18 protein-coding genes are annotated in these 20674 nt (G+C 34.8%); all 18 read right to left on the bottom strand.

Features of this window, described 5'->3' with window-relative positions:
- Position 1: 1 nt before the first annotated feature.
- Positions 2–1324: a 30S ribosomal protein S12 methylthiotransferase RimO gene (gene rimO / locus C7381_RS05750; protein ID WP_116480243.1), complete on the bottom strand. Its 1323-nt coding sequence runs from the start codon at positions 1322–1324 to the stop codon at positions 2–4.
- Positions 1314–3668 (bottom strand): FtsK/SpoIIIE family DNA translocase, encoded by a 2355-nt coding sequence (locus tag C7381_RS05745; protein WP_116480242.1) that lies wholly within the window; start codon positions 3666–3668, stop codon positions 1314–1316. The genes rimO and C7381_RS05745 overlap by 11 nt, the downstream gene beginning before the upstream one ends.
- A 10-nt stretch (positions 3669–3678) precedes the next feature.
- Positions 3679–4494: an undecaprenyl-diphosphate phosphatase gene (locus C7381_RS05740; protein WP_116480241.1), complete on the bottom strand. Its 816-nt coding sequence runs from the start codon at positions 4492–4494 to the stop codon at positions 3679–3681.
- Positions 4491–4922 (bottom strand): dUTP diphosphatase, encoded by a 432-nt coding sequence (gene dut / locus C7381_RS05735; RefSeq protein WP_034547016.1) that lies wholly within the window; start codon positions 4920–4922, stop codon positions 4491–4493. Before dut ends, C7381_RS05740 begins: the two co-directional genes overlap by 4 nt.
- Positions 4923–4932: 10 nt before the next feature.
- Positions 4933–7137 carry a polyribonucleotide nucleotidyltransferase gene (locus C7381_RS05730; RefSeq protein ID WP_116480240.1) on the bottom strand — a complete coding sequence of 735 codons (2205 nt, stop codon included), beginning with the start codon at positions 7135–7137 and terminating at the stop codon, positions 4933–4935.
- A 106-nt stretch (positions 7138–7243) separates the two neighbouring features.
- On the bottom strand, positions 7244–7792 hold the full coding sequence (locus tag C7381_RS05725) for a DUF6648 family protein (protein WP_116480239.1): 549 nt from the start codon (positions 7790–7792) through the stop codon (positions 7244–7246).
- Positions 7793–7813: 21 nt separating this feature from the next.
- Positions 7814–8233, bottom strand: coding sequence for a hypothetical protein (locus tag C7381_RS05720; protein WP_116480238.1), 420 nt, complete (start codon positions 8231–8233; stop codon positions 7814–7816).
- Between the two features lie 74 nt (positions 8234–8307).
- The gene (locus C7381_RS05715) at positions 8308–8652 is read right to left on the bottom strand and encodes a DUF1292 domain-containing protein (protein ID WP_116480237.1); all 345 of its coding nucleotides are present in this window, start codon (positions 8650–8652) and stop codon (positions 8308–8310) included.
- A 223-nt stretch (positions 8653–8875) separates the two neighbouring features.
- Positions 8876–10210: a GTP pyrophosphokinase gene (locus C7381_RS05710; protein WP_116480236.1), complete on the bottom strand. Its 1335-nt coding sequence runs from the start codon at positions 10208–10210 to the stop codon at positions 8876–8878.
- 1 nt (position 10211) lies between these two features.
- On the bottom strand, positions 10212–10976 hold the full coding sequence (locus C7381_RS05705) for a peptidylprolyl isomerase (RefSeq protein ID WP_116480235.1): 765 nt from the start codon (positions 10974–10976) through the stop codon (positions 10212–10214).
- On the bottom strand, positions 10976–14095 hold the full coding sequence (gene ileS, locus C7381_RS05700) for an isoleucine--tRNA ligase (RefSeq protein ID WP_116480234.1): 3120 nt from the start codon (positions 14093–14095) through the stop codon (positions 10976–10978). Before ileS ends, C7381_RS05705 begins: the two co-directional genes overlap by 1 nt.
- Before the next feature lie 235 nt (positions 14096–14330).
- The gene (locus tag C7381_RS05695) at positions 14331–15626 is read right to left on the bottom strand and encodes an NAD(P)H-dependent oxidoreductase (protein WP_116480233.1); all 1296 of its coding nucleotides are present in this window, start codon (positions 15624–15626) and stop codon (positions 14331–14333) included.
- Positions 15607–16818 carry an aminoacetone oxidase family FAD-binding enzyme gene (locus C7381_RS05690; protein ID WP_116480232.1) on the bottom strand — a complete coding sequence of 404 codons (1212 nt, stop codon included), beginning with the start codon at positions 16816–16818 and terminating at the stop codon, positions 15607–15609. The genes C7381_RS05695 and C7381_RS05690 overlap by 20 nt, the downstream gene beginning before the upstream one ends.
- Complete coding sequence (gene prfA / locus C7381_RS05685) at positions 16818–17894, bottom strand: peptide chain release factor 1 (RefSeq protein ID WP_034547034.1); 1077 nt, start codon at positions 17892–17894, stop codon at positions 16818–16820. Before prfA ends, C7381_RS05690 begins: the two co-directional genes overlap by 1 nt.
- Positions 17884–18726 (bottom strand): peptide chain release factor N(5)-glutamine methyltransferase, encoded by an 843-nt coding sequence (gene prmC / locus C7381_RS05680; protein ID WP_116480231.1) that lies wholly within the window; start codon positions 18724–18726, stop codon positions 17884–17886. The genes prfA and prmC overlap by 11 nt, the downstream gene beginning before the upstream one ends.
- Before the next feature lie 44 nt (positions 18727–18770).
- Positions 18771–18977: a 50S ribosomal protein L31 gene (rpmE, locus tag C7381_RS05675; RefSeq protein WP_034547036.1), complete on the bottom strand. Its 207-nt coding sequence runs from the start codon at positions 18975–18977 to the stop codon at positions 18771–18773.
- Positions 18978–19042: 65 nt separating this feature from the next.
- Complete coding sequence (gene glpX / locus C7381_RS05670) at positions 19043–20011, bottom strand: class II fructose-bisphosphatase (protein ID WP_116480293.1); 969 nt, start codon at positions 20009–20011, stop codon at positions 19043–19045.
- A complete protein-coding gene (fsa, locus tag C7381_RS05665) occupies positions 20011–20667 on the bottom strand; it encodes a fructose-6-phosphate aldolase (protein WP_116480230.1) in 657 nt (218 codons plus the stop codon). The genes glpX and fsa overlap by 1 nt, the downstream gene beginning before the upstream one ends.
- Positions 20668–20674: the final 7 nt, after the last annotated feature.

Below are 20674 nucleotides of genomic sequence, written 5' to 3'. Positions count from 1 at the left end.
ATTAATTTACCTCCTCGGCATAAATGTCGTATTCATTATTATCTTTTACTATTATATCATAAAAGTCGCCTATATTTAACATATTATGTGAATTTATATAAACTAATCCATCTATTCCAGGCGCGTCCATGTAAGTCCTTCCGACGTAAGAATCATCAGTCTTTTTTTCGATAAGAGCCTTGTAGTTCTTACCAATTTTCGAATGTAATTTATTAAATGAAATTTCGGATTGAAGTTTCATAATTTCATTCCATCGTCTTTCTTTATCGTCTTCGGAGACTTTATCTCCGAGTTTATATGCAGGCGTGCCTTCTTCCAAACTATATTGAAATACACCTACTTTGTCGAGTTTAACATCTTTAATAAAAGTTTTAAGTTCTAAAAAAGCTTCTTCAGTTTCGTTTACAAATCCGACAATCAACGTTGTTCTTATGACTATATCCGGAATTTCACGTCTAAGTTTTTCAATCAAGTTGTAAGTCTCGGCTTTTGTAATACGCCTACCCATAAGTTTTAAAACTTGATCATTTATGTGTTGAAGTGGCATGTCGACATATTTGCACACCTTGTCGCATGTTTTTATTGCATCAATCAGTTCGTCATTAAACCCTTCCGGATACATATAAAGCACTCTTATCCATGTGATTCCTTCAACATCGTTTAGCACTTTTAGAAGTTTTGCAAGCGATTTTTTTCCATATATATCCATGCCGTAGTCGGTTGTGTTTTGTGCAATCAAAATGATTTCCTTTGTGCCGTGTTCAGCTAAATAACGGACTTCATCCAATATATTTTCAATAGGACGCGAACGCATCCTTCCTCTAAGTTCCGGAATTATACAATATGTGCAATGATTGTTGCATCCTTCCGATATTTTAACAAATTGTGTAGTTTTAAAATCTACCCTTTTTGAGTGTTCAACATAAGGTGAATTTATATTGCCAACATACGCTTCTCTTTTTCCATTTTTAATATCATCAAAGACAGAATTAATTTTTTCAATTTCACCAGTTCCAATAATTGCATCAAGCTCAGGAATTTCATCTAGCAAATCATTCGGATATCTTTGACCCAGGCATCCGGCAACAACCAAATATTTAAGGTTTTGCTTTTTTAGTTCGGCAAGTTCAAAAAGGGTTTCAATTGATTGAGTCTTTGCGTCAAGAATAAAACTACATGTGTTCACAACAATTATGTCGGCAATCTCAGGGGTTTCGACCACATTGTATAAGTTCTTATCCAAAATAGAAATCATTACCTCTGTGTCTATATCATTTTTCGAACATCCGAGAGTTAAAAAATATACATTGTCTTTATTCTTCATCTTTGTGTAACACCTCATCCAACTCATTTAGAGAAACAAGCACACTTCTAGGCTTGCTGCCTTCACTTGGTCCAACTATTCCCATGGCTTCCATTTGGTCGATAATTCTTGCGGCCCTGGAATAACCTATTCTTAATTTTCTTTGTAAATATGAAATGCTTCCTTGATTGTCTTTAACCACAAGAAGTGCGGCATCTTCAAAAAGCTCATCTTCAAATTCTCCGTCTACGCTCGACTGCGTGCCCCCGGATTTTATCTCATCTTGAATATTTGTATTATATTGATTTTCGTAATTGTTTTCTTTAATATATTTAACTACTTGTTCGATTTCATGGTCTGAAACAAATGGTCCTTGTAACCTTACAGGGCTCGATTGGGACCTGTGTAAGAAAAGCATATCCCCTTTTCCAAGTAGCTTTTCAGCACCCGCCATATCGAGAATTGTTCTAGAGTCAATTTGTGAACTTACAGCGAAAGAAATTCTAGATGGAATATTTGCCTTAATAGTTCCGGTAATAACGTCAACAGACGGTCTTTGTGTTGCAACTATGATATACATTCCCGCAGCTCTTGCCATTTGTGCAAGTCTTGAAATGCTTTCTTCAACTTCTTTTCCGCTAACAAGCATCAAATCCGCAAGCTCGTCGATGATAATAACTATTTGTTTCAATTTTTCCATAGAATCATCGAGTTCTGCTTTTTCATTGTATCCTCTTATATCACGTGCATTGTTTTGAGCGAAAAGAGCATATCTTTTTTCCATTTCGGTGACTGCCCACTGAAGTGCAGCACTTGCTTTTTTTGCATCTGTAACGACCGGGATTAAAAGATGTGGAATACCGTTATATACCGAGAGCTCAACAACTTTCGGGTCAATCAAAAGAAGCTTTACGTCTTTTGGTTCAGCTTTATATAAAATGCTTAAAATAATAGAGTTTATACAAACACTTTTACCTGAACCTGTCGCTCCTGCAATCAAAAGGTGAGGCATATCTGAAATTGTCGTAATTATATTTTTACCTTCAATATCTTTTCCGAGAGCAACAGATGTCTTATCCTCAGAATTTTTATATTCGTCTGAAACAAGCATTTCTTTTAATGATAATACGTCTTTTTCATCATTAGGTGTTTCAATCCCTACCCTGCTCTTTCCTGGAATTGGAGCGACAATTCTTATATCGCGACTTTCAAGTGCAAGGCATAAATCATCCTGTAAATTTACAATTCTTGATATCTTAACCCCAACTGCCGGTTTAAGTTCATATACTGTTACAGTAGGACCTCTATTAATGTTTTCAACTGTAACGTCAATACCAAAACTTGCCAATGTCTTTTCAATGATTTTAGCTTTTTCATTCAATAAAGATGTATTAATGTTCTTAATCTTTTTAGAATTTTTTAAAATAGAAATCGGTGGAAATTCATATTTTTGAATTTCTTCATCGTTTGCATTGGTGTCGATCATTGTGATTTGAGCAGCCTCGGTATCTTCATTTGTTTTAATTTTTTCTTCAAAAAGCGGAACCTCAACTTTTTCTTGAGGTTCTTCTTTTTCAATCACAACTTCCTTTTCATCTTCAGGAAATTCGTTGTAAGTATTTATAAGTGGAGTTCTATTTTCGGTTTCTTTAAATGAATCATTTTCATCTTCAAAAATTATATCTTTCTCAAAGTCGTCTTTTATTTTAGAAACATCTTTGGTTTTGTCTCTTAGAGCTTTGTCAGGATTAACAATCGGACGTCTTTCTTTGATTTTGGAATATCCACTTGAAATTTTTTCTTCAATTTTGTTTACACAGACTTCTGTGCCTTCAACAAGTTGTTCTTTTTTTAGATTAAACATCGAGAAAAGTTCAATTAAAAGCACTACGGCTAGGAATATAAATAGTCCGGTATCTCCCAAAAATGCTCTTATAGGATGCGAAACAATCCCTCCTATATATCCTCCACCTTTAAACTCTGAAGCTGCTTCAAGAGTATTACTCATGTGTCCTTTAAAATTATCAAAAGGCACGTTCACCCCATCCATAAATACCATAAATAGAATCGATAATATTAAAATATGAACTATATATGTTTTTTTCTTTTCTCGAAGTTTTCTAAACAAAAGTACGAATGATATAAGCATAATTATAAAAGGAATAAGTTTTCCATACCAACCGAAAAGTCCTTTTAAAAATGAGCTAACAAATCTTCCAACAATTCCGGTGTTTTCAAATGTCATAAATAGAATTAGAAAGAAACTCAGCAAAAAAAGGCAAATACCTAAATAAATAAGATTTTGCTCTTTGGATAAAGCATTTTTATTATTCTTTTGTTTCGGTCGTTTTCCTCTATTTGACATAAAATCACCATCACTTTATAAAAAATGTTATTATTGCTATAACTAGCAAATATACTGAAAAATATTTTAGTTTGTTTTTATTGATTAAATTAAGTAAAAACTTTAAAGATATAACACCAACAACAAACGAAACGATAACTCCTATAAGAAGAGGGAGCGAAAAGCTTGCACTTTCACCAACTTTAATCATGTCTCTTATTCCAAAAATAAAAGCACCAAATGTTGCAGGAAGGCTAAGTAAAAATGAGAACTTCGCAGCTTCAGATTTCTTTATATCTATGCTTGTTGCGGCAAAAATGGTTGATCCACTTCTCGAAATGCCCGGCAATATTGCAAGACCTTGAACCATTCCAATTCCGATAGGTCCAAAAATATTAACATCATATATATTTTTATTGCCTAAAAAATAATCTGTGAAATAAAGTAGAACAGCAGTTATAAGGAACATCACACTTATAAATCTCATATTGCTGTAAAAACTTTCAAAAGTATCCTTAAAAACTATGCCTATTATCGCGGTTGGAATGCTTGCAAGAATAATATATAAAGCGGTTTTTTGTTCACCGTTAATTTTTGTATTATCTCTTTTAACAATATTTATAATTAAATTTATAAACTCTTTTATAAGATTTAAAACATCTTTTCTAAATACAAATAAAACGGATAAAAATGTGCCAAAATGGAGCATTTGAGCTATAAAAAGTCCAGGTTCCTCGAATCCCAAAACTCTTTCTAAAACAGCTAGATGACCGGAGCTTGAAATTGGGAGAAACTCGGAAGTTCCTTGTATAATTCCCATAAGTATCATTTTTAAAATTTCAATCATACGCCGGAGGAACCGAATCCCCCTTCACCCCTTTCAGTGGAAGATAATTCTTCATCTACAACAAACTCGATAGGTTCATATTTATTAAGCACCATTTGAGCGATTCTATCCCCGTTTTTTACAACGAATTCATTTTGACCGAAATTGACCAAAATTACACACAATTCACCTCTGTAATCAGAATCGATAGTTCCGATACCGTTTGCTACGCCGATACTGTTTTTAAGAGCGAGGCCCGACCTTGCTCTCACCTGAATTTCATAACCTTTCGGAATTTCAAGATAAAGCCCGGTAGGAACTAACTTTACTTCTCCGGGCTTTATTTTGATGTCGCTTGGAACGAATGCACGAATATCCATTCCAGCAGCTCCACTTGTTTGATATTCAGGAAGTGCATTATTGCTTTTGTTAATAATTTTGACTTCCATTTAATCACCTTTAATTATTTGAATTTTTCTCTCTGTCTTCATGACGTTTTGAACGTCTCGGACCTTGATTGTTTCTGTGTTTGTCGGAGTGTCTATTTTGATTCTTATTGTCGTCTTCTTCAATACCTTCCGGCTTTGGAAGAAGTGCTTTTCTTGATAAATCAATTCTGCCTTCATCGTCGATTCCGATAACCTTTACTTCTACTACATCGCCAACTTTGTATACGTCTTCAACTTTGTCAACTCTCTTGTAATCAATATTTGAAATGTGAAGAAGACCTTCTTTACCATTTAGAACGTCGATAAATGCACCGAATTTCATAAGTTTAGTAACTTTACCGGTGTAAATTTCTCCAACTTCAACTTCTTTTGTAATATCGAGCACAATTTGTTTTGCTGCGTTGCCCATTTCGGAATCGGCACTTGCAATAAGAACTGTTCCGTCATCTTCAATGTCAATTTTAACACCTGTTTTTGCAATAATTTGGTTTATTACCTTTCCGCCAGGTCCGATGACATCTCTAATCTTGTCAGGATCGATATAGAGCTTAATTATGCGTGGTGCATATTTTGAAATTTCTGCTCTAGGCTCACTTATAGCGTCATGTATAACATCAAGTATTTGCATGCGTGCTTTGTGTGCTGCTGCAAGAGCTTCTGAAAGGATTTCACGGCTTACACCTTTAATCTTTATATCCATTTGTAGAGCAGTAATACCATCTCTCGTTCCGGCAACTTTAAAGTCCATGTCTCCCAAGTGATCTTCAAGACCTTGGATATCAGTAAGAATGGCCATCTTTTCACCGGATTCATCGGTAATAAGACCCATAGCAATACCTGCAACAGGTTTTGTAATTGGAACACCTGCATCCATAAGAGCAAGTGTTGAACCACATATACTTGCTTGTGATGAACTTCCGTTTGAGCTTAAAACTTCAGAAACAACTCTGATAGTATACGGAAAATCTTCTTGGCTTGGAATTACCGGAACAAGTGCTCTTTCAGCAAGTGCACCGTGTCCGATTTCACGTCTTCCAGGTCCTCTTAATGGTCTAGTATCACCGACTGAATATGGCGGGAAGTTATAGTGGTGAATATATTTCTTTTCGTATTCATCATCCATTCCATCAATGATTTGAGCGTCTGATCCGACACCAAGAGTTGCAATACTTAATACTTGCGTTTGACCTCTCTTGAAGAGACCGGAACCGTGTGTTCTAGGTAAGATACCGGCTTCAGCTGATAGCGGTCTGATTTCATCAAACTTTCTCATGTCAGGTCTGATGTGATCTTCCAAAATTTCGCGTCTTACTTCGTTATAAAGAAGTTTATCGATTGAAGCATTGATACTTAAACCTTCTTCAGGGAAAATTTCAGACATATCAGATTTGATTCTGTCTGTAACTTCATCAGTTAATTTTACACGAACGTTTTTGTCAGCATTATTCATTGCGTCATATAAATCTTGTCCGTATTTTTCTTTAATTGTACTTAAAACTTCAGGTTTTATAACAAACGGTGTAAATTCTTGTTTTTCTTTTCCGACTTCTTCTTTTATTTCATCAATAAATTTACATATTTTCTTTATTTCTTCATGTGCTGTCATGATTGCATCAAGCATTTCATCTTCAGACACTTCAAAAGAGCCTGACTCAACCATCATGATAGCTTCTTCGGTTCCTGCAACCGTAAGATTTATATCTGTTTTTTCAAGCTCATCTTTTGTAGGATTAATAATATATTTTCCATCAATATATCCTACTTGAACAGCACCTGTCGGTCCGTCAAAAGGAATATCTGAAATGGATAGTGCAATTGAAGAGCCAATCATTGCTGTGATTTCAGATGAGGCATCCGGATCACTTGAAAGTAGACTTGCTATAATTTGCACATCATTTCTATATCCTTCAGGGAAAAGCGGTCTTAGCGGTCTGTCAATCAGTCTTGATGTTAAAACAGCGTGCTCGCTCGGTCTTCCCTCTCTCTTAATAAAACCTCCCGGAATTTTTCCGGCAGCATAATATTTCTCTTCGTAATCAACACTCAAAGGGAAAAAGTCTATACCTTCTCTCGGTGTTTTAGAACTTGTTGCTGTAACAAGTACAACGCTATCTCCATATCTTACCATACAAGCTCCGTTGGCTTGTTCTGCGTATTTACCGATGGTAACGGATAGCTCTCGACCTGCCAGGTCGAATTTAAATATCTTCTCCATATTTCCTCCTTAATTCTCATATTTATTATAACACAAATTAGTCAAAATACCTAATTTTTCATAAAAAAAAGATTATGAATAAATATCTTTTTTCATAATCTTTGAATTAATATCTGGCATTAATATAGTCATCAATAAGACTTTTTCTCTTACCTTCTATAAAACAATTATTATCTTTTAAAACATTGAGCAGCCAATCTGCAGTTGAATGAAAAATAGCCTTGTCATAATCGCGAAAAACAATTTCATAAAGCTTATCTTTTAAAAATTTGCTTTTTGATTTTACATAATAGGCTTCAACATTTTCAAACTCAACTAAATTTAGCATATATGAAATATCCAAATTCTTTTTGTGATACTGATCATCAGATTTATGTCTATAGCTCAGTGCTACACGAGGATGTTTTCCTCTTTTTTCCAAATCGATGGCAACACTTCTATAATATTTCGCCATTATATTGTAGTATTGGTAGTTAAAAATGCCTTTTTCCATTGAATTAACTCTTGCAAATGGAGTTGCACCGATTCTTAATAGAAAATCATAATTTTCTCTTATGAATGTGGGTTTATCCATATCTCCATTTTCAAGTTGCATTATTAAAAAGGATCTATTTTCAAAAAAACTTTCAAACAGACCCTTTTTTCTGTAGTACATATTTTAGTCCTTTCTAATAGACTATTTTACCTCAATTGCATTTTCCTTCATTTCTTCAGGAACTTCGTCTAAACTAAAATCAACGTTTATATAAATGTCACATTCTGATCTTTTTGAGATAATTTCGAGTTCATTGTAAACAGATGAAAGATTTTCCGACTTGATTGGAATAATTTTGTAGACACTGTCAATATAAATTTTTTCCAAATCGAAATCCATTGCAAGCATTCCGCTCAAAAATCCGTAGAGTTCCGGAAGTGTTTCAACGCCATAGTCCTTTGCGTTTATAAGTCTTACTTCGTGTTTCAATGTGAAGATATGTTCATCATCAACGTCCACAAAAGCAATATTTCCGTTGCCTGATTCGATTTCCTTGTTTGCTCCTTCAATAAGCCATCTTGTCTTTCCTGCTCCCTTAGCACCCAAAATAAATTTTACCATAATGACCTCCTCTAAATTCGAGTTATTTCTCTTTTATATTAAAGTAATACCCAATTGGAATAAGAATTAAACACCTATTCTTCGTTTAATTCAGCTCTTTCTTCAAATTTATCACAAACTTCATCAAGTTCATCTTCGTCTTCGATTACATCGAGTGTGAAAGAACCGTTTTCATCATCTGTATATCTGTAAATATAAACCAATTCTTCTTCATTGTCTTCTAGTGGTAAAAGTACCATATATTCTTTTTCCCCTATTTTGAATTGGTCAAGTACAGCACATTCCGATTCTTTATCATCTTCAAATGTGATGTTTACAGTATCATATTCAACCATTTCATCTTCGTCATGGCATCCGCATCCACATCCACAAGTGCATTCGTGTTCATCATCATTATGATGTTTTTTATGTTCGTCCATTTTAAACCTCCGAGATTTTATTTGTATGTGATATATACCACTGCAAATATATTTTTATGCAAATTTTTACAGTTTTAATTAAAGCTTATTAAAATAATTTAAGCTAAACTGTAAAAATTTAAATACATATCCTATTTGATTATATCATTCAAGTTAATTTTATTCAAACAAACTTGATATAATTGATTGTTAAATTTAGATTTATATATTTTAAATGTCGCTATTATGCATTGAAATTTTCAATCAGTGATTTTTTTATTTCTTCTAAATCCCATAAGTCGATAACTTCGCCCATTGCTTTTATAATTTTGTTATGCACATCTGAGATATTTTGCTCTGAAACAAAGTTAATTGAGCTGTTTTCAACAAAATCATTCGAAATATAATCCATTATGAAATTTATTATATCTGATTTTATTTTTTCTCCAATTTCTTGATTTGCAAGTGCAACAAGAATGACTTCATAGTATTTATTTCTTATAAATGTCAATAATTCGCTGATAATTTCAGATGAATCCCCTTCTTCGATGTCAAAAAGAATTCTAAAGAACAGACTCCAATTAAAATCCTTTCGGATTATTTCTTTTAATCGTTCACCTATTTTTCTTGTAAATGGATCTGTGTACAAGACTTTTTCTGGGAATTTTACATGTTTTTGAAAATCTATAGTTTGGCTTTCAAGAAATTTCATTCTCTTTAAAAGGCGTAAGAATTCCGACATGTAAACTTCTTCTACACCTTCGGTTTTCATAAAGAGATAATCAATAATCGAATCACAGGAGCTTCTGAAGTCTACTGTAAAACCGAGATCGTGACGAAGCTTTTTATAATATATATCGTGTAGATTCTTGGAGAGTATAACTTTCACTTCGCTTTTTATAGCATCTTGGGAATTGTTTGCATTGTCATTTATATGATTGTACAAGAGCATCAGCTCTCTATCAATCATTTCAAGATTTTCTTTGATAGAGCCCATAACGTCAACAATAAAACGTTCTGTTAAACTATAGTTGAAGTTTTTATAAAGAATTTTATGGTCAATGTCTCCCCAAAAAACATTTACAAGACTCTTTATTTGAAGTTCGAAACAATAATTTATATTGCCGTTAATATATTTTCCGTCAATTTTATAAATTCCAAATCCGTTCTTCTGGAGAGTCGGTTGTTTTTCATCCATATCAAGGAAAATATGATCATTCAAAAAAGAATGATAGTAACCGTTTTCTGATTTTACTCTAAAAAGGTTTGCGATTTCGTTGAATATTTTCCTTTCGTCGTCAATAAATCTACATTCAATTCGAACGCCTATGATATCCGAGAGATGTCTTAAAAGCATCTCCGGATTACCATAGCTTAGATACAAGTTGTTTCGTAAAATCTTTTCTTTGAGACTGTCTTCAGCTTTTACACGTGTTTTAACGTCAATAAAGTGGTCTTTTGTAAAGAAAGTTTTTGAAAAAAAGGTATCAAGTTCCTCTTCAATTTTTTTAAGTTCAGCTGACTTTTCACTTAGCAAATTTGCCGTACTTTCGACAAATTCAAAAATATCGAGTTGCATTTTAGACTAAAATTTCAACCTTTGTATTCTTCTTTAACTCTTCGACAACTTCTTTGTAGTGTTCAAGTTGTTTTTGTCTCATGAGCTCTTTCTTTGCTTCTTCTCTTACAGTGTCATCGTCAGGCTTTTGAACTGAATTGATTTTGTTAAGCTTAATGACATGATAGCCGAATTGAGTCTTTACAGGTTTTGAAATTTCGCCTTCTTTCATATTAAACACAGCGTCTTCAAATTCCTTTACCATTTGACCCTTTGTGAAATCGCCTAAGTTTCCGCCATTGTCCTTTGAAGGACATGTTGACATTTCCTTTGCAACTTCTTCAAATGATTTTTCTTCAAGCTTTTTGATTGCTTCATTAGCTTCTTCTTCAGTTTTAACCAAAATATGTGAAGCATTTACAAAAGGTCTGTCAAAATCACTCTTATGTTCACTTAAGAACTTCTCAATTTCTTCATTGGAAGGTTCAGCAGCTTCGTTTATAACCTTTTGATAAGCATAACTCTTTAACAAGTTATTCTTTGTCATTTCAAGAGTTTTTGTGAAATCATCATCATTTTCATAATTCTTTTCTTTTGCAAGAATAAGCATTAATTCTTGATTTACAAGTTCATCGAGAATTGTCTTAAATCCATCAGGTTGGTTCATAAAATGCCTTACAACACCTTGATCAATTGATTGTAAAAATAACGCAAAATCGCTATTTTTGATTTCTTTGTCTCCAACTTTTGCTATTACAATATCTTTTGTTTCTTGTTTTTCTGTCATTACTTATCTCCTTTTTTTATTTCAAACTTAATTTCTTTGTCATTAAGTTTTGTTGATTCTACCCCATTCAAATTTTCAAATAAAACATCTATTGCAAGCGTTTCATATTTGATTGTGTCAATATATTTTTCAAGTGCATATTTGACTTCATCGTCAGCTTCTACCTTAATCTCAATTCTGTCGGAAACATCCAAGTCCAAATTCTTTCTTTCTTGTTGAATCTTTGAAACGAATTCACGCATATATCCTTCATCAAGAAGTTCTTTTGTGAGATGCGTATTTAAAAGTACATATAAATCGTTTTCAAGTTGAACGTCATACCCTTCTTTTGCATCAACTTTGATTTCGACGAATTCTTTGTCAATTTTATAATCTGTCCCATCAAGTGAAATGTCCATGGAATTTGATTCGATTTCTTTAACAAAGTCGTGTTTATTGACTTCTTTCAAATATTTGGCAAACTTTGAGATGTCTTTACTCATTAAAGGGCCGGCAACTTTAAAGTTCGGCTTCAAGTCAAAAATCATAAATTCGCTTACATCGGATTCATAGTCGATTTCTTTAATGTTAAGTTCTTCTTTAATCAGTGAATCCAAATCCGCAATTATTGACTTATATTTATTATCGACGACTATCGATTCAAGCGGTTGTCTAACTTTGATGTTAACCTTTTCTCTCGCAGATCTTCCGAGTGAAACGATGTTTCTTACCAAGTCAATTTTTTCTTCTAGTTCCTTGTCGATAAGCTTTTCGTCGTATTCCGGATAATCTTCCAAGTGTACGCTCTTTTTGTCGGTCAATTTTTGGAAAAGTTCTTCTGCAATAAATGGAGTTATAGGGGCAACGAGCTTTGTAAGACCAAGTAAAATTTCGTATGTGGTTCTGAAAGCTGAGTCCTTTGAATCCCCTTCTTCACCCCAGAATCTTCTTCTGCTGCGTCTGATATACCAGTTCGAAAGATCTTCAACTATAAAGTCGATGATTGCTTTTGAAATCTTTGTGAGCTCGAATTCTTTTATATTTTCTTCTACAAGTTTAATCAAACTGTTGTATCTTGAGATGATCCACTTGTCGAGTTCGTCGCGTTTTTCAATCGGAATATTAATTTCTTCCGGATTTTTCTTTTCACTTTCAACATAAAGTGAGAAGAATGTATAAATATTTCTTAGAGTTCTGATATATTTTGATTCAACTTCTTTTAGTCCGTCTTCGTCAAATTTTGTAGGAAGCCAAGGTACACTTACATAGATAACATAGAATCTTGCAACGTCAGCGCCGTATTTTTCAAAGATTTCAAATGGGTCAACAGTATTTCCCTTTGACTTACTCATCTTTTTGCCGTTTTTATCAAGCACCAAATCGTTAACAAGAACATTCTTATAAGGTGCTTTTCCGGTCATATATGTTGAAATTGCAAGGAGACTGTAGAACCATCCTCTAGTTTGGTCAATTCCTTCGCAAATAAAATCTGCCGGGAAATATTCATCCAAATCGTCTTTATGTTCAAACGGATAGTGAAGTTGTGCAAACGGCATTGCACCCGAGTCAAACCAAACGTCAATAACGTCTTTATATCGTGTCATTTTGCCGCCGCATTTTTCACATTTTATGTGACAGTCGTCAACATATGGTCTGTGAAGGTCGATACTTTCGTCGATATCCTCAATGGACCTTTCGACGAGTTCTTTTCTACTGCCGACACTTGTGATTTCGCCGCATTCTTCACATTTCCAAATTGGAAGCGGAGTGCCCCAATATCTGTTTCTGGATAGTGCCCAGTCGTTTAAATTTTCAAGCCAGTTTCCAAAACGTTTTTGTCCAACAAAATCAGGGAACCATTTTACGCCGTTGTTATTTTCGATAAGCTTGTCTTTAAACGAAGTTACATTTATATACCATGACGGCTTTGCATAGTAAATTAAAGGTGTGTGGCATCTCCAGCAGTGCGGATAATTATGCTCAACCTTTTGCTTTTTAACAATTTTATGTTCTTCTTTCAAATAGTCAAGAACCTTTGGATCTGCATCAAAAACAAACATTCCGTCCCAGAATCCTGTGCTATATTTTCCTTCGTCATTTACAGGATTTAAAACAGGTAGATCATATTTTTTTCCAACTTGATAGTCGTCTTCACCGAATGCAGGAGCGATATGAACAATACCGGTACCATCGGTAGTTGTAACATAATCGGCAAGAACTACATAGAAAGCTTTTTTGTCCGGCTTTATCATCGGAATCAATTGTTCATATTCGATTTTTTCAAGGCTTGTGCCGTTGACGGTTTCAACGATTTTATAATCATCTGTAACATCTTTCATAACTGAAGATACAAGAGATTCTGCCATCCACCAATCTTCGCCTGTTTCGTTCAAATGAAGTTTAACATACGAAACTTCCGGATGAACAGCGAGTGCAACGTTTGAAGGAAGTGTCCAAGGAGTTGTGGTCCATGCAATGAAATATTCATTGTCCTTGTCTGCTCTTTTGAATTTAACATAGCAAGTTACTGTTTTTATGTTTTCATAGCCTTGTGCAACTTCATGCGATGCAAGTCCCGTTCCACATCTTGGGCAATATGGAAGAATTTTGTGTCCTTCATACAAAAGTCCATCTTTAAACATTTTATTCAAAATATTCCATACAGATTCAACATAATCATTGTGGAAAGTTACATACGGATTGTCGAGGTCAATTTCATAACCCATTCTTTCCGTCATCTTTCTCCAAAGTGATTCATATTGGAAAACGGAATCTCTACATTCTTCGTTAAACTTTTTAACGCCGTATGCTTCAATGTCCTTCTTGTTGTGAAGTCCCAATTTTTTTTCGACTTCAATTTCAACAGGAAGTCCGTGTGTGTCCCAACCTGCTTTCCTTTGAACGTGCTTTCCTTTCATAATGTTGTATCTGCATGTCAAATCTTTCAATGTTCTACTTACAACATGGTGAATGCCCGGCTTGCCGTTTGCAGTCGGCGGGCCTTCAAAAAACACAAACTTTTCATTACCTTCTCTTATCTTTTCAGACTCATGCAATAAATCAATTTTATTCCAATAATCTATTATTTTGAGTTCTCGCTCATTGACCGATGAATTATCTAATGGTCCAAATTTGGTCATTTTTACCTCCTAACAAAAAATCCCTCAATTATTATAAAAATAATCGAGGGACGAATTTACATATCCGCGGTACCACCTTCGCTTGCGATTGCCACTTTAAGTAATTAACGCTTAACTGACGCCCTTTTCGGGAAAAACGAAGCTGATACCGACAAATTGAATTTTGCAACCTCTCACCGTACGTTGCTCGCTAAAAAATTCATTATCTGTCGCGGTCTTCTTTCTTTATTTTATACTATTTTAAACTTTTTGTCAACAACTCAAGCTCTTTTCTGAGCTCGAATAATTTTGAATTTTCTATTTCTACATCGTCGTATTTTATCGGTTCACCTTTTTTTATTTCGCGAACAACTTTAACATTTTCAGATGCCAATCCGTATGGCATATAATTCATCTCTCTTGATGAAGAATAAGTCATGATTTTTCCATAAATTGTCTTGCCCCCCGGACCGTCCAATAAATCGCCAGGTTTCAAATCCCTTTTTGCGATTGCAACAGTGTCTGCAACAGGTTTTAAAGAAATCGGACAAATTGTCGGAAGATTAAAGAAATAAGCTTGAAGAATTGTAACCGGCACTTCGATACTTGTCAAATGAAACGGTCTATATAATACATAATTCGGACCGTCACCCACTTTTAAAAATCGCATTTCGTGGTCTATAAAATCGTTCGGCGCTTTAACAAGCACAAAAACACCCGGCGCAATTCCCATGACATATTCACAAACATTATATGAATCAAGGACGCCGCCTTCGGATTTCAGTTTTAAATTTTTGTCGAGATTTTTTATATCGGAAACAATTCCGTGGCAACCCGGCACATCCGGTTTAAAACCTGTGGCGTTGCACATGAGAGTGAGTTCTTCCATTGTCTTTGATCCGTCGACAAATGATGCAAGCATATAAGGCCTTATTCCTTTTTTGTTTGCTTCCTTCTCAACTGTTTCATAGTTTGCTTCATAATCAAGCGGGTTATTTTTACCTTTTCCGATTGCAAGCACTTCAAAACCCAAAAGTTTTGCAAAGTCATAGAGCTCTTTTACAGTTCCGGGTTCGTCACCTGCAATTCCGGTGTAGGTGACGTTTTTCTCTCTTGCTTTTTCGGCGAGTAACGAGCCGACCACGACGTCGCATTCCACATTTAGACTAACTATATGCTTCCCGTGCTTAATTGCCTCAAAAGCGATTTTAGCGCCTTCGTACGGGTCGCCGGTCGCATCGACAAAAACATCTATATCTTCTAACCCGAAAAAATTGTAAAGATCGTTCATTATATAGAAATTATCGGAGCTATTGTCGTATTCCGTAGGCGAATCAATATATTTTATATTTGAGTCCGAAACGCCCATTTTAAGATAGACATCTTTGGTTTTTTCGTTATTTCTAGAATAGCAGATATTGCACTTAAATCCGTTTATTAAATTCAGCTGACTTATAAGCGAAGAGCCCATAAAACCGGCACCTACTACTGCCACATTTATAAACTTTCCGTCTTTATAAAGTTCGTTTAATTTATGATATAGTACCTGCATATTTTCTCCTTAAAAATTCGCACACTCTTATTGCAGAAATAAGTGCAAATGTGATATTGTAGCCGCCGCAATCGCCATATATGTCCAAATATTCACCGACCATAAATAGATTTTTTATAAATTTTGATTGAAAATTTATATCCAAATCCGAAGAATCGATTCCTCCGACGGTCACTTGACTTTGTTTCCACGAACCACCCGACAAAACATTTACATTGAAATTCTTTATGAGTTTCGAAATGTTTTTAAAATCAGATTCGGTGAGTTCATTTAAATCTTTATTTATGTAGAGATTTAAAATCTTTAAAATAACATTTGCAAGCTTCTTGTGAATTATTCCGTTTAAAATCCATGAGACTTTTCTCTTTGGAAAATTGGTCTTACGTTCATTTAACATATCCATCAAATCGTCTTCGGAAATGTTTGGAATAAAATCGAGCACAACGGAATTTATCTTTTTATCTAAAATGATTGATGACGATTCAAAAACAGTATTTCCGCTGATTCCATTTTCCGTAAAAAGAATATCACCCGTGTATGAATATATTTTGCCGTCAAAATTAAACGACAACTCGCCGTCAATTTTAACGCCCTTTAACTCTTTTAAAAAAGGAATGTTCGAAATCAAACTCGTGATGCCCGGAACAATCCTTGTTTTCCTGTGGTTTAAATTGGTTGCAAGCTTGTAGCTTGTGCCGTCGGTTCCAAATTGCGGATAACTCATAGAGCCGGGCGCCAAAATACAAATGTCAAACGGAGATGCATAGTCGTAATTTATAATAAATTTATTATTTTTTACCGCAATATCCTCGACTGCTGTGTCCAATCTAATAGAAATATTTTTCTCGGAAACTGCCGAAAGATACGCATCCACAACACTGTTTGCTTGAAGACTCATAGGGTATTTTCTTCCCCTCTCGTCTGTTGTGGACACAATTCCGATAGAATTTAAAAAATTCTCTCCCGCTCTTAAATCTGCGGACTTTATAAACTCGTCCAAAAATTTCTCATTTCCATGAAAGTTTTCACGAGTCATAATCTCATTTGAAAAATTGCACCTGCCGTTTCCGGTAACCAAAAGCTTTTTTAATATGCGGTTATTTTTTTCAAACACTGTTACATCAAAAAAATCGGCAAGCAAAATAGAAAGAGTAATGCCACTTACTCCTCCTCCAACAATTGCAACTTTCATTATTCTTCAGTTGCTGTCATTTGCTCAACTTGTGCGGCGGTGTTTAGTGCGTCGATCATTTCGTCCAAATCGCCGTCGAGAAATTCTTGCAACTTGTAAATCGTCTTGTTGATTCTGTGGTCGGTAACTCTTCCTTGTGGGAAATTGTATGTTCTAATTCTTTCAGAACGGTCACCGCTTCCGACTTGACTTCTTTTTTCAGCAGCAAGCTTTTCTTGTTGTTCTCTTAACATCATTTCATAGAGCCTTGTCTTCAAAACTTTAATAGCCTTGTCTTTATTTTTAAGTTGGCTCTTTTCGTCTTGACATGCGACGACAAGTCCTGTCGGAATATGTGTAACTCTAACAGCGGAGTCGGTTGTGTTTACGGATTGTCCACCGTGTCCACTCGAGCGATAAACGTCAATTTTTAAATCTTTTTCTTCGATATTTACTTCGACGTCTTTTGCTTCCGGCATAACTGAAACAGTTGCAGCTGAAGTGTGAATTCTTCCGCCAGATTCAGTTTCCGGAACACGTTGAACTCTGTGAACGCCCGATTCATATTTAAGTCTTGAATAAGCACCTTTACCGTTAATCATGAAAATCGCTTCTTTGTATCCACCGATACCGATTTCATTTGTACTCATAATGTCAATCGACCATCTTTGTCTTTCGGCATATCTTGTGTACATTCTATATAAGTCTCCGGCAAAAAGTGCAGCTTCGTCTCCACCTGTGCCCGCTCTTAATTCAACGATAACGTTTCTATCATCGTTAGGGTCCTTTGGAATCAAAAGAGTTTTTATTTCGAGCTCAGTTTTTTCAAGCTCTTCTTCTAAAGTTTTATGTTCCTCTTTTGCCATCTCTTTAAGCTCATCGTCAAGATCGTCTTGTAACAACTCCTTGTTCGCCTCAAAATCAGAGAGCAAAGACTCATATTGAACAACCTTATTATAAATTTCACTTAAATTTGCATGCTCAATCATCGTTTCTTGATATTTTTCCATATCGTTTAAAAGATTTGGATCCATAATGAGATCATTTAATTCTTTATACTTTTTCTTAATGCTTTCAAGTTGTTTATTATCGATCATTTCTATCACTCCCTTCAATAACAAGAAATCTATCCATACTTTGAAAATCTTTCAAAAAACTGTAATTTAAATTTCTATTTTTTAAGTAATTAATAATTTTATCTTTGTGAGTTTCGTCTATCTCTATTATAACTAAAAAACGAGATTCTACAAAATTTATAAACTCATCTAAAAATCTTTTTATAATATATAAACCGTCATCGTCTGTAAAAATTGCTGTGTCCGGTTCAAAATCTCTGACCTCTTTCGAAAGAAATTGTTTTCTTTCACGTGGCACATACGGTGGATTAATAGTAATCAAATCGAACTTACCTTCGATACTATCAAATAAATCACTGTGTATAAAATGCACATTTGAATTAAGGTTTTTTGCGTTTATCTTTGTAACCTCAAGTGCTTCTAAAGAGATATCGGATGCGTAAGTATCACTTTCAAAAATTTTTTCAAGCGTAATTGCAATGACGCCGCTACCCGTGCATAAATCCAAAATCCTTTTTGGTCGTGGATTTTTGGCGTAATATTTTTCAATGAAATCTATCATAAGTTCGGTTTCCTGTCTTGGAACTAAAACTCTTTCATCGACAAAAAAATTTCTGTCGTAAAACTCTTTAAACCCTACAATATAGTTGTATGGAACGCCTTTTAACCTCGTTTCAATAGCTTTTTTATATTTTGCTACATCGTCGTCATTGATATTATATTCCGACATCAAAAAAATATCGGATTTTTTAAAGCCGAATAAATCTTCGATAAACATCATGGCTTCATTTTCGCCATTGTCCACACCGATTAAATTTTTTTGTCCGTATGCCAGCAAATCAGATAATTTCATATCGTAATATTAAAATAAAAAGGCTGCGTAAAGCTGCAGCCGTTCTATTTGTCTTTCTTTTCGTACTTCTTTTTAAACTTTTCAACTCTTCCGCCACGTTCAGCAAATTTTTGCTTACCTGTAAAGAACGGATGGCATTCAGAACAAACTTCAACCTTTAGTTCATCTCTTGTTGATGCAGATTGGAAAGTATTTCCGCATGCGCAAGTTACAGTTACTTCCTTAAATTCAGGATGAATTCCCTTTTTCATTGATTTCACCTCTCTTCACTCTTAACTTGATTATTTTATCATAATTATATACAACTTGTCAAGTATTATTTTGCATATTCCGGCTTTTTATCTAAATGATGAACAGCCTTTATAAATCTAACTGTGCCTGTTTCTTGACGAAGCACCAAAGTTTCAGTAGTTGCAACGTTTTTACTTATAAAGTTGACTCCATCAAGAAGTTCTCCATGGCTTACACCCGTTGCAGCAAATGCGGATTCATTTCCTTTAACAAGATCGTCGATAGTGTAAACTTTGTCACATTCAACACCCATTCTTTCGCATCTTGCTTTTTCTTCGTCATCTTTAGGTAAAAGAATTCCTTCGAATTGTCCACCTAAACATTTTAGAGCAACAGCTGCAAGAACACCTTCAGGAGCTCCGCCTGAGCCAATCAAAATATCGCCACTTACATGGTCGAAACAAGTTGCAATTGCTCCTAAAACGTCGCCGTCTTGAATAAATCTGATTCTTGCACCCATTTTTCTGATTCTTTGTGCATAGTCGTCGTGTCTCGGTCTGTCGAGCATAACGACTGTAATGTCAGACATATCCTTATTTAAGGCCTTTGAAAGTGCAATGAGATTGTCTTCAATTGGTTTTTCAATTGAAACAACACCCTTTCCCTTCGGACCGACAGCAAGCTTATTCATATACATGTCCGGTGCGTTTAAAAGATGTCCTTCAGGTGCAACAGCTAAAACTGCAATTGCATCTGTGCCGCCTTTTGCAACGGCATTTGTCCCGTCAAGAGGATCGACAGCAATGTCAATCTTTGGAGAATCCTCATGTCTTTGACCTATTTTTTCGCCAATATAAAGCATTGGAGCTTCGTCAATTTCACCTTCACCAATAACAACAGTTCCTGAAATGTCGATTGTGTCGAACATCTTTCTCATTGAATCAACCGCAGCTTGGTCAGCTGCATTCTTATCTCCGCGTCCGAGCCATTTTGCACCGTTAAGTGCAGCGGCTTCGGTAACGCGAGCTAAATTTAAAACTAAATTTCTATCCATTAATTGCCTGACTTTCTTTGATAACTTTCCCAATCTTTCTTAAATGCATCAATCCCCTTGTCTGTCAAAGGATGTTTGAGCATTTGATTATATACTTTATATGGAATTGTTGCGATGTCGCTTCCTGCAAGAGCTGCTTCTTTAACATGTCCAACAGTTCTTATAGAAGCTGCAATAACTTCAGGTTCAACTCCATAGTTGTAGAAAACTTTCATAATATCTTTTATGAGTGTCATTCCATCATAACCGATATCATCAATTCTTCCGATAAATGGGCTTACATAACTTGCACCGGCACTTGCGGCAAGAATTGCTTGATTTACAGAGAATATCAATGTACAGTTTGTCCTGATATTTTCCTTGTGAAGAATTGAAATTGCTTCCAAACCTTCTTTGGTCATAGGAATCTTGATTATAATATTTTCATGAATTTTTGCAAGTTCACGTGCTTCAGTTACCATTCCTTCTGTTTCGTATGATGTTACTTCAGCACTTATTGGTCCGTCTACAAGACCTGTAATTTCAGTAACGACATCTTTAAAATCGCGTCCTTCTTTTGCAATTAGTGACGGATTTGTCGTTACTCCTGATAAAACGCCCCACTTTGCAATTTCTTTTATTTCTTCGATATTTGCAGTATCAATAAATAACTTCATAATATCT

This window comes from Ezakiella coagulans, from assembly GCF_003096635.1.
Taxonomy (GTDB): domain Bacteria; phylum Bacillota; class Clostridia; order Tissierellales; family Peptoniphilaceae; genus Ezakiella; species Ezakiella coagulans.
Note: the sequence above shows the minus strand (reverse complement) of the source record. Positions and strands in the feature narration are given on the sequence as shown.

Bases quoted from the DNA above. Each gene is read 5' to 3' on its own strand.
- C7381_RS05720 (WP_116480238.1), bottom strand. From the start codon at position 8,233: ATGGTAAAATTTATTTTGGGTGCTAAGGGAGCAGGAAAGACAAGATGG.
- C7381_RS05695 (WP_116480233.1), bottom strand. From the start codon at position 15,626: ATGCAGGTACTATATCATAAATTAAACGAACTTTATAAAGACGGAAAG.
- C7381_RS05710 (WP_116480236.1), bottom strand. From the start codon at position 10,210: ATGCAACTCGATATTTTTGAATTTGTCGAAAGTACGGCAAATTTGCTA.
- prmC (WP_116480231.1), bottom strand. From the start codon at position 18,726: ATGAAATTATCTGATTTGCTGGCATACGGACAAAAAAATTTAATCGGT.
- C7381_RS05690 (WP_116480232.1), bottom strand. From the start codon at position 16,818: ATGAAAGTTGCAATTGTTGGAGGAGGAGTAAGTGGCATTACTCTTTCT.
- fsa (WP_116480230.1), bottom strand. From the start codon at position 20,667: ATGAAGTTATTTATTGATACTGCAAATATCGAAGAAATAAAAGAAATT.
- prfA (WP_034547034.1), bottom strand. From the start codon at position 17,894: ATGATCGATAATAAACAACTTGAAAGCATTAAGAAAAAGTATAAAGAA.
- dut (WP_034547016.1), bottom strand. From the start codon at position 4,922: ATGGAAGTCAAAATTATTAACAAAAGCAATAATGCACTTCCTGAATAT.
- C7381_RS05715 (WP_116480237.1), bottom strand. From the start codon at position 8,652: ATGGACGAACATAAAAAACATCATAATGATGATGAACACGAATGCACT.
- C7381_RS05740 (WP_116480241.1), bottom strand. From the start codon at position 4,494: ATGATTGAAATTTTAAAAATGATACTTATGGGAATTATACAAGGAACT.
- C7381_RS05730 (WP_116480240.1), bottom strand. From the start codon at position 7,137: ATGGAGAAGATATTTAAATTCGACCTGGCAGGTCGAGAGCTATCCGTT.
- rpmE (WP_034547036.1), bottom strand. From the start codon at position 18,977: ATGAAAAAGGGAATTCATCCTGAATTTAAGGAAGTAACTGTAACTTGC.
- C7381_RS05725 (WP_116480239.1), bottom strand. From the start codon at position 7,792: ATGTACTACAGAAAAAAGGGTCTGTTTGAAAGTTTTTTTGAAAATAGA.
- ileS (WP_116480234.1), bottom strand. From the start codon at position 14,095: ATGACCAAATTTGGACCATTAGATAATTCATCGGTCAATGAGCGAGAA.
- rimO (WP_116480243.1), bottom strand. From the start codon at position 1,324: ATGAAGAATAAAGACAATGTATATTTTTTAACTCTCGGATGTTCGAAA.
- C7381_RS05745 (WP_116480242.1), bottom strand. From the start codon at position 3,668: ATGTCAAATAGAGGAAAACGACCGAAACAAAAGAATAATAAAAATGCT.
- C7381_RS05705 (WP_116480235.1), bottom strand. From the start codon at position 10,976: ATGACAGAAAAACAAGAAACAAAAGATATTGTAATAGCAAAAGTTGGA.
- glpX (WP_116480293.1), bottom strand. From the start codon at position 20,011: ATGGATAGAAATTTAGTTTTAAATTTAGCTCGCGTTACCGAAGCCGCT.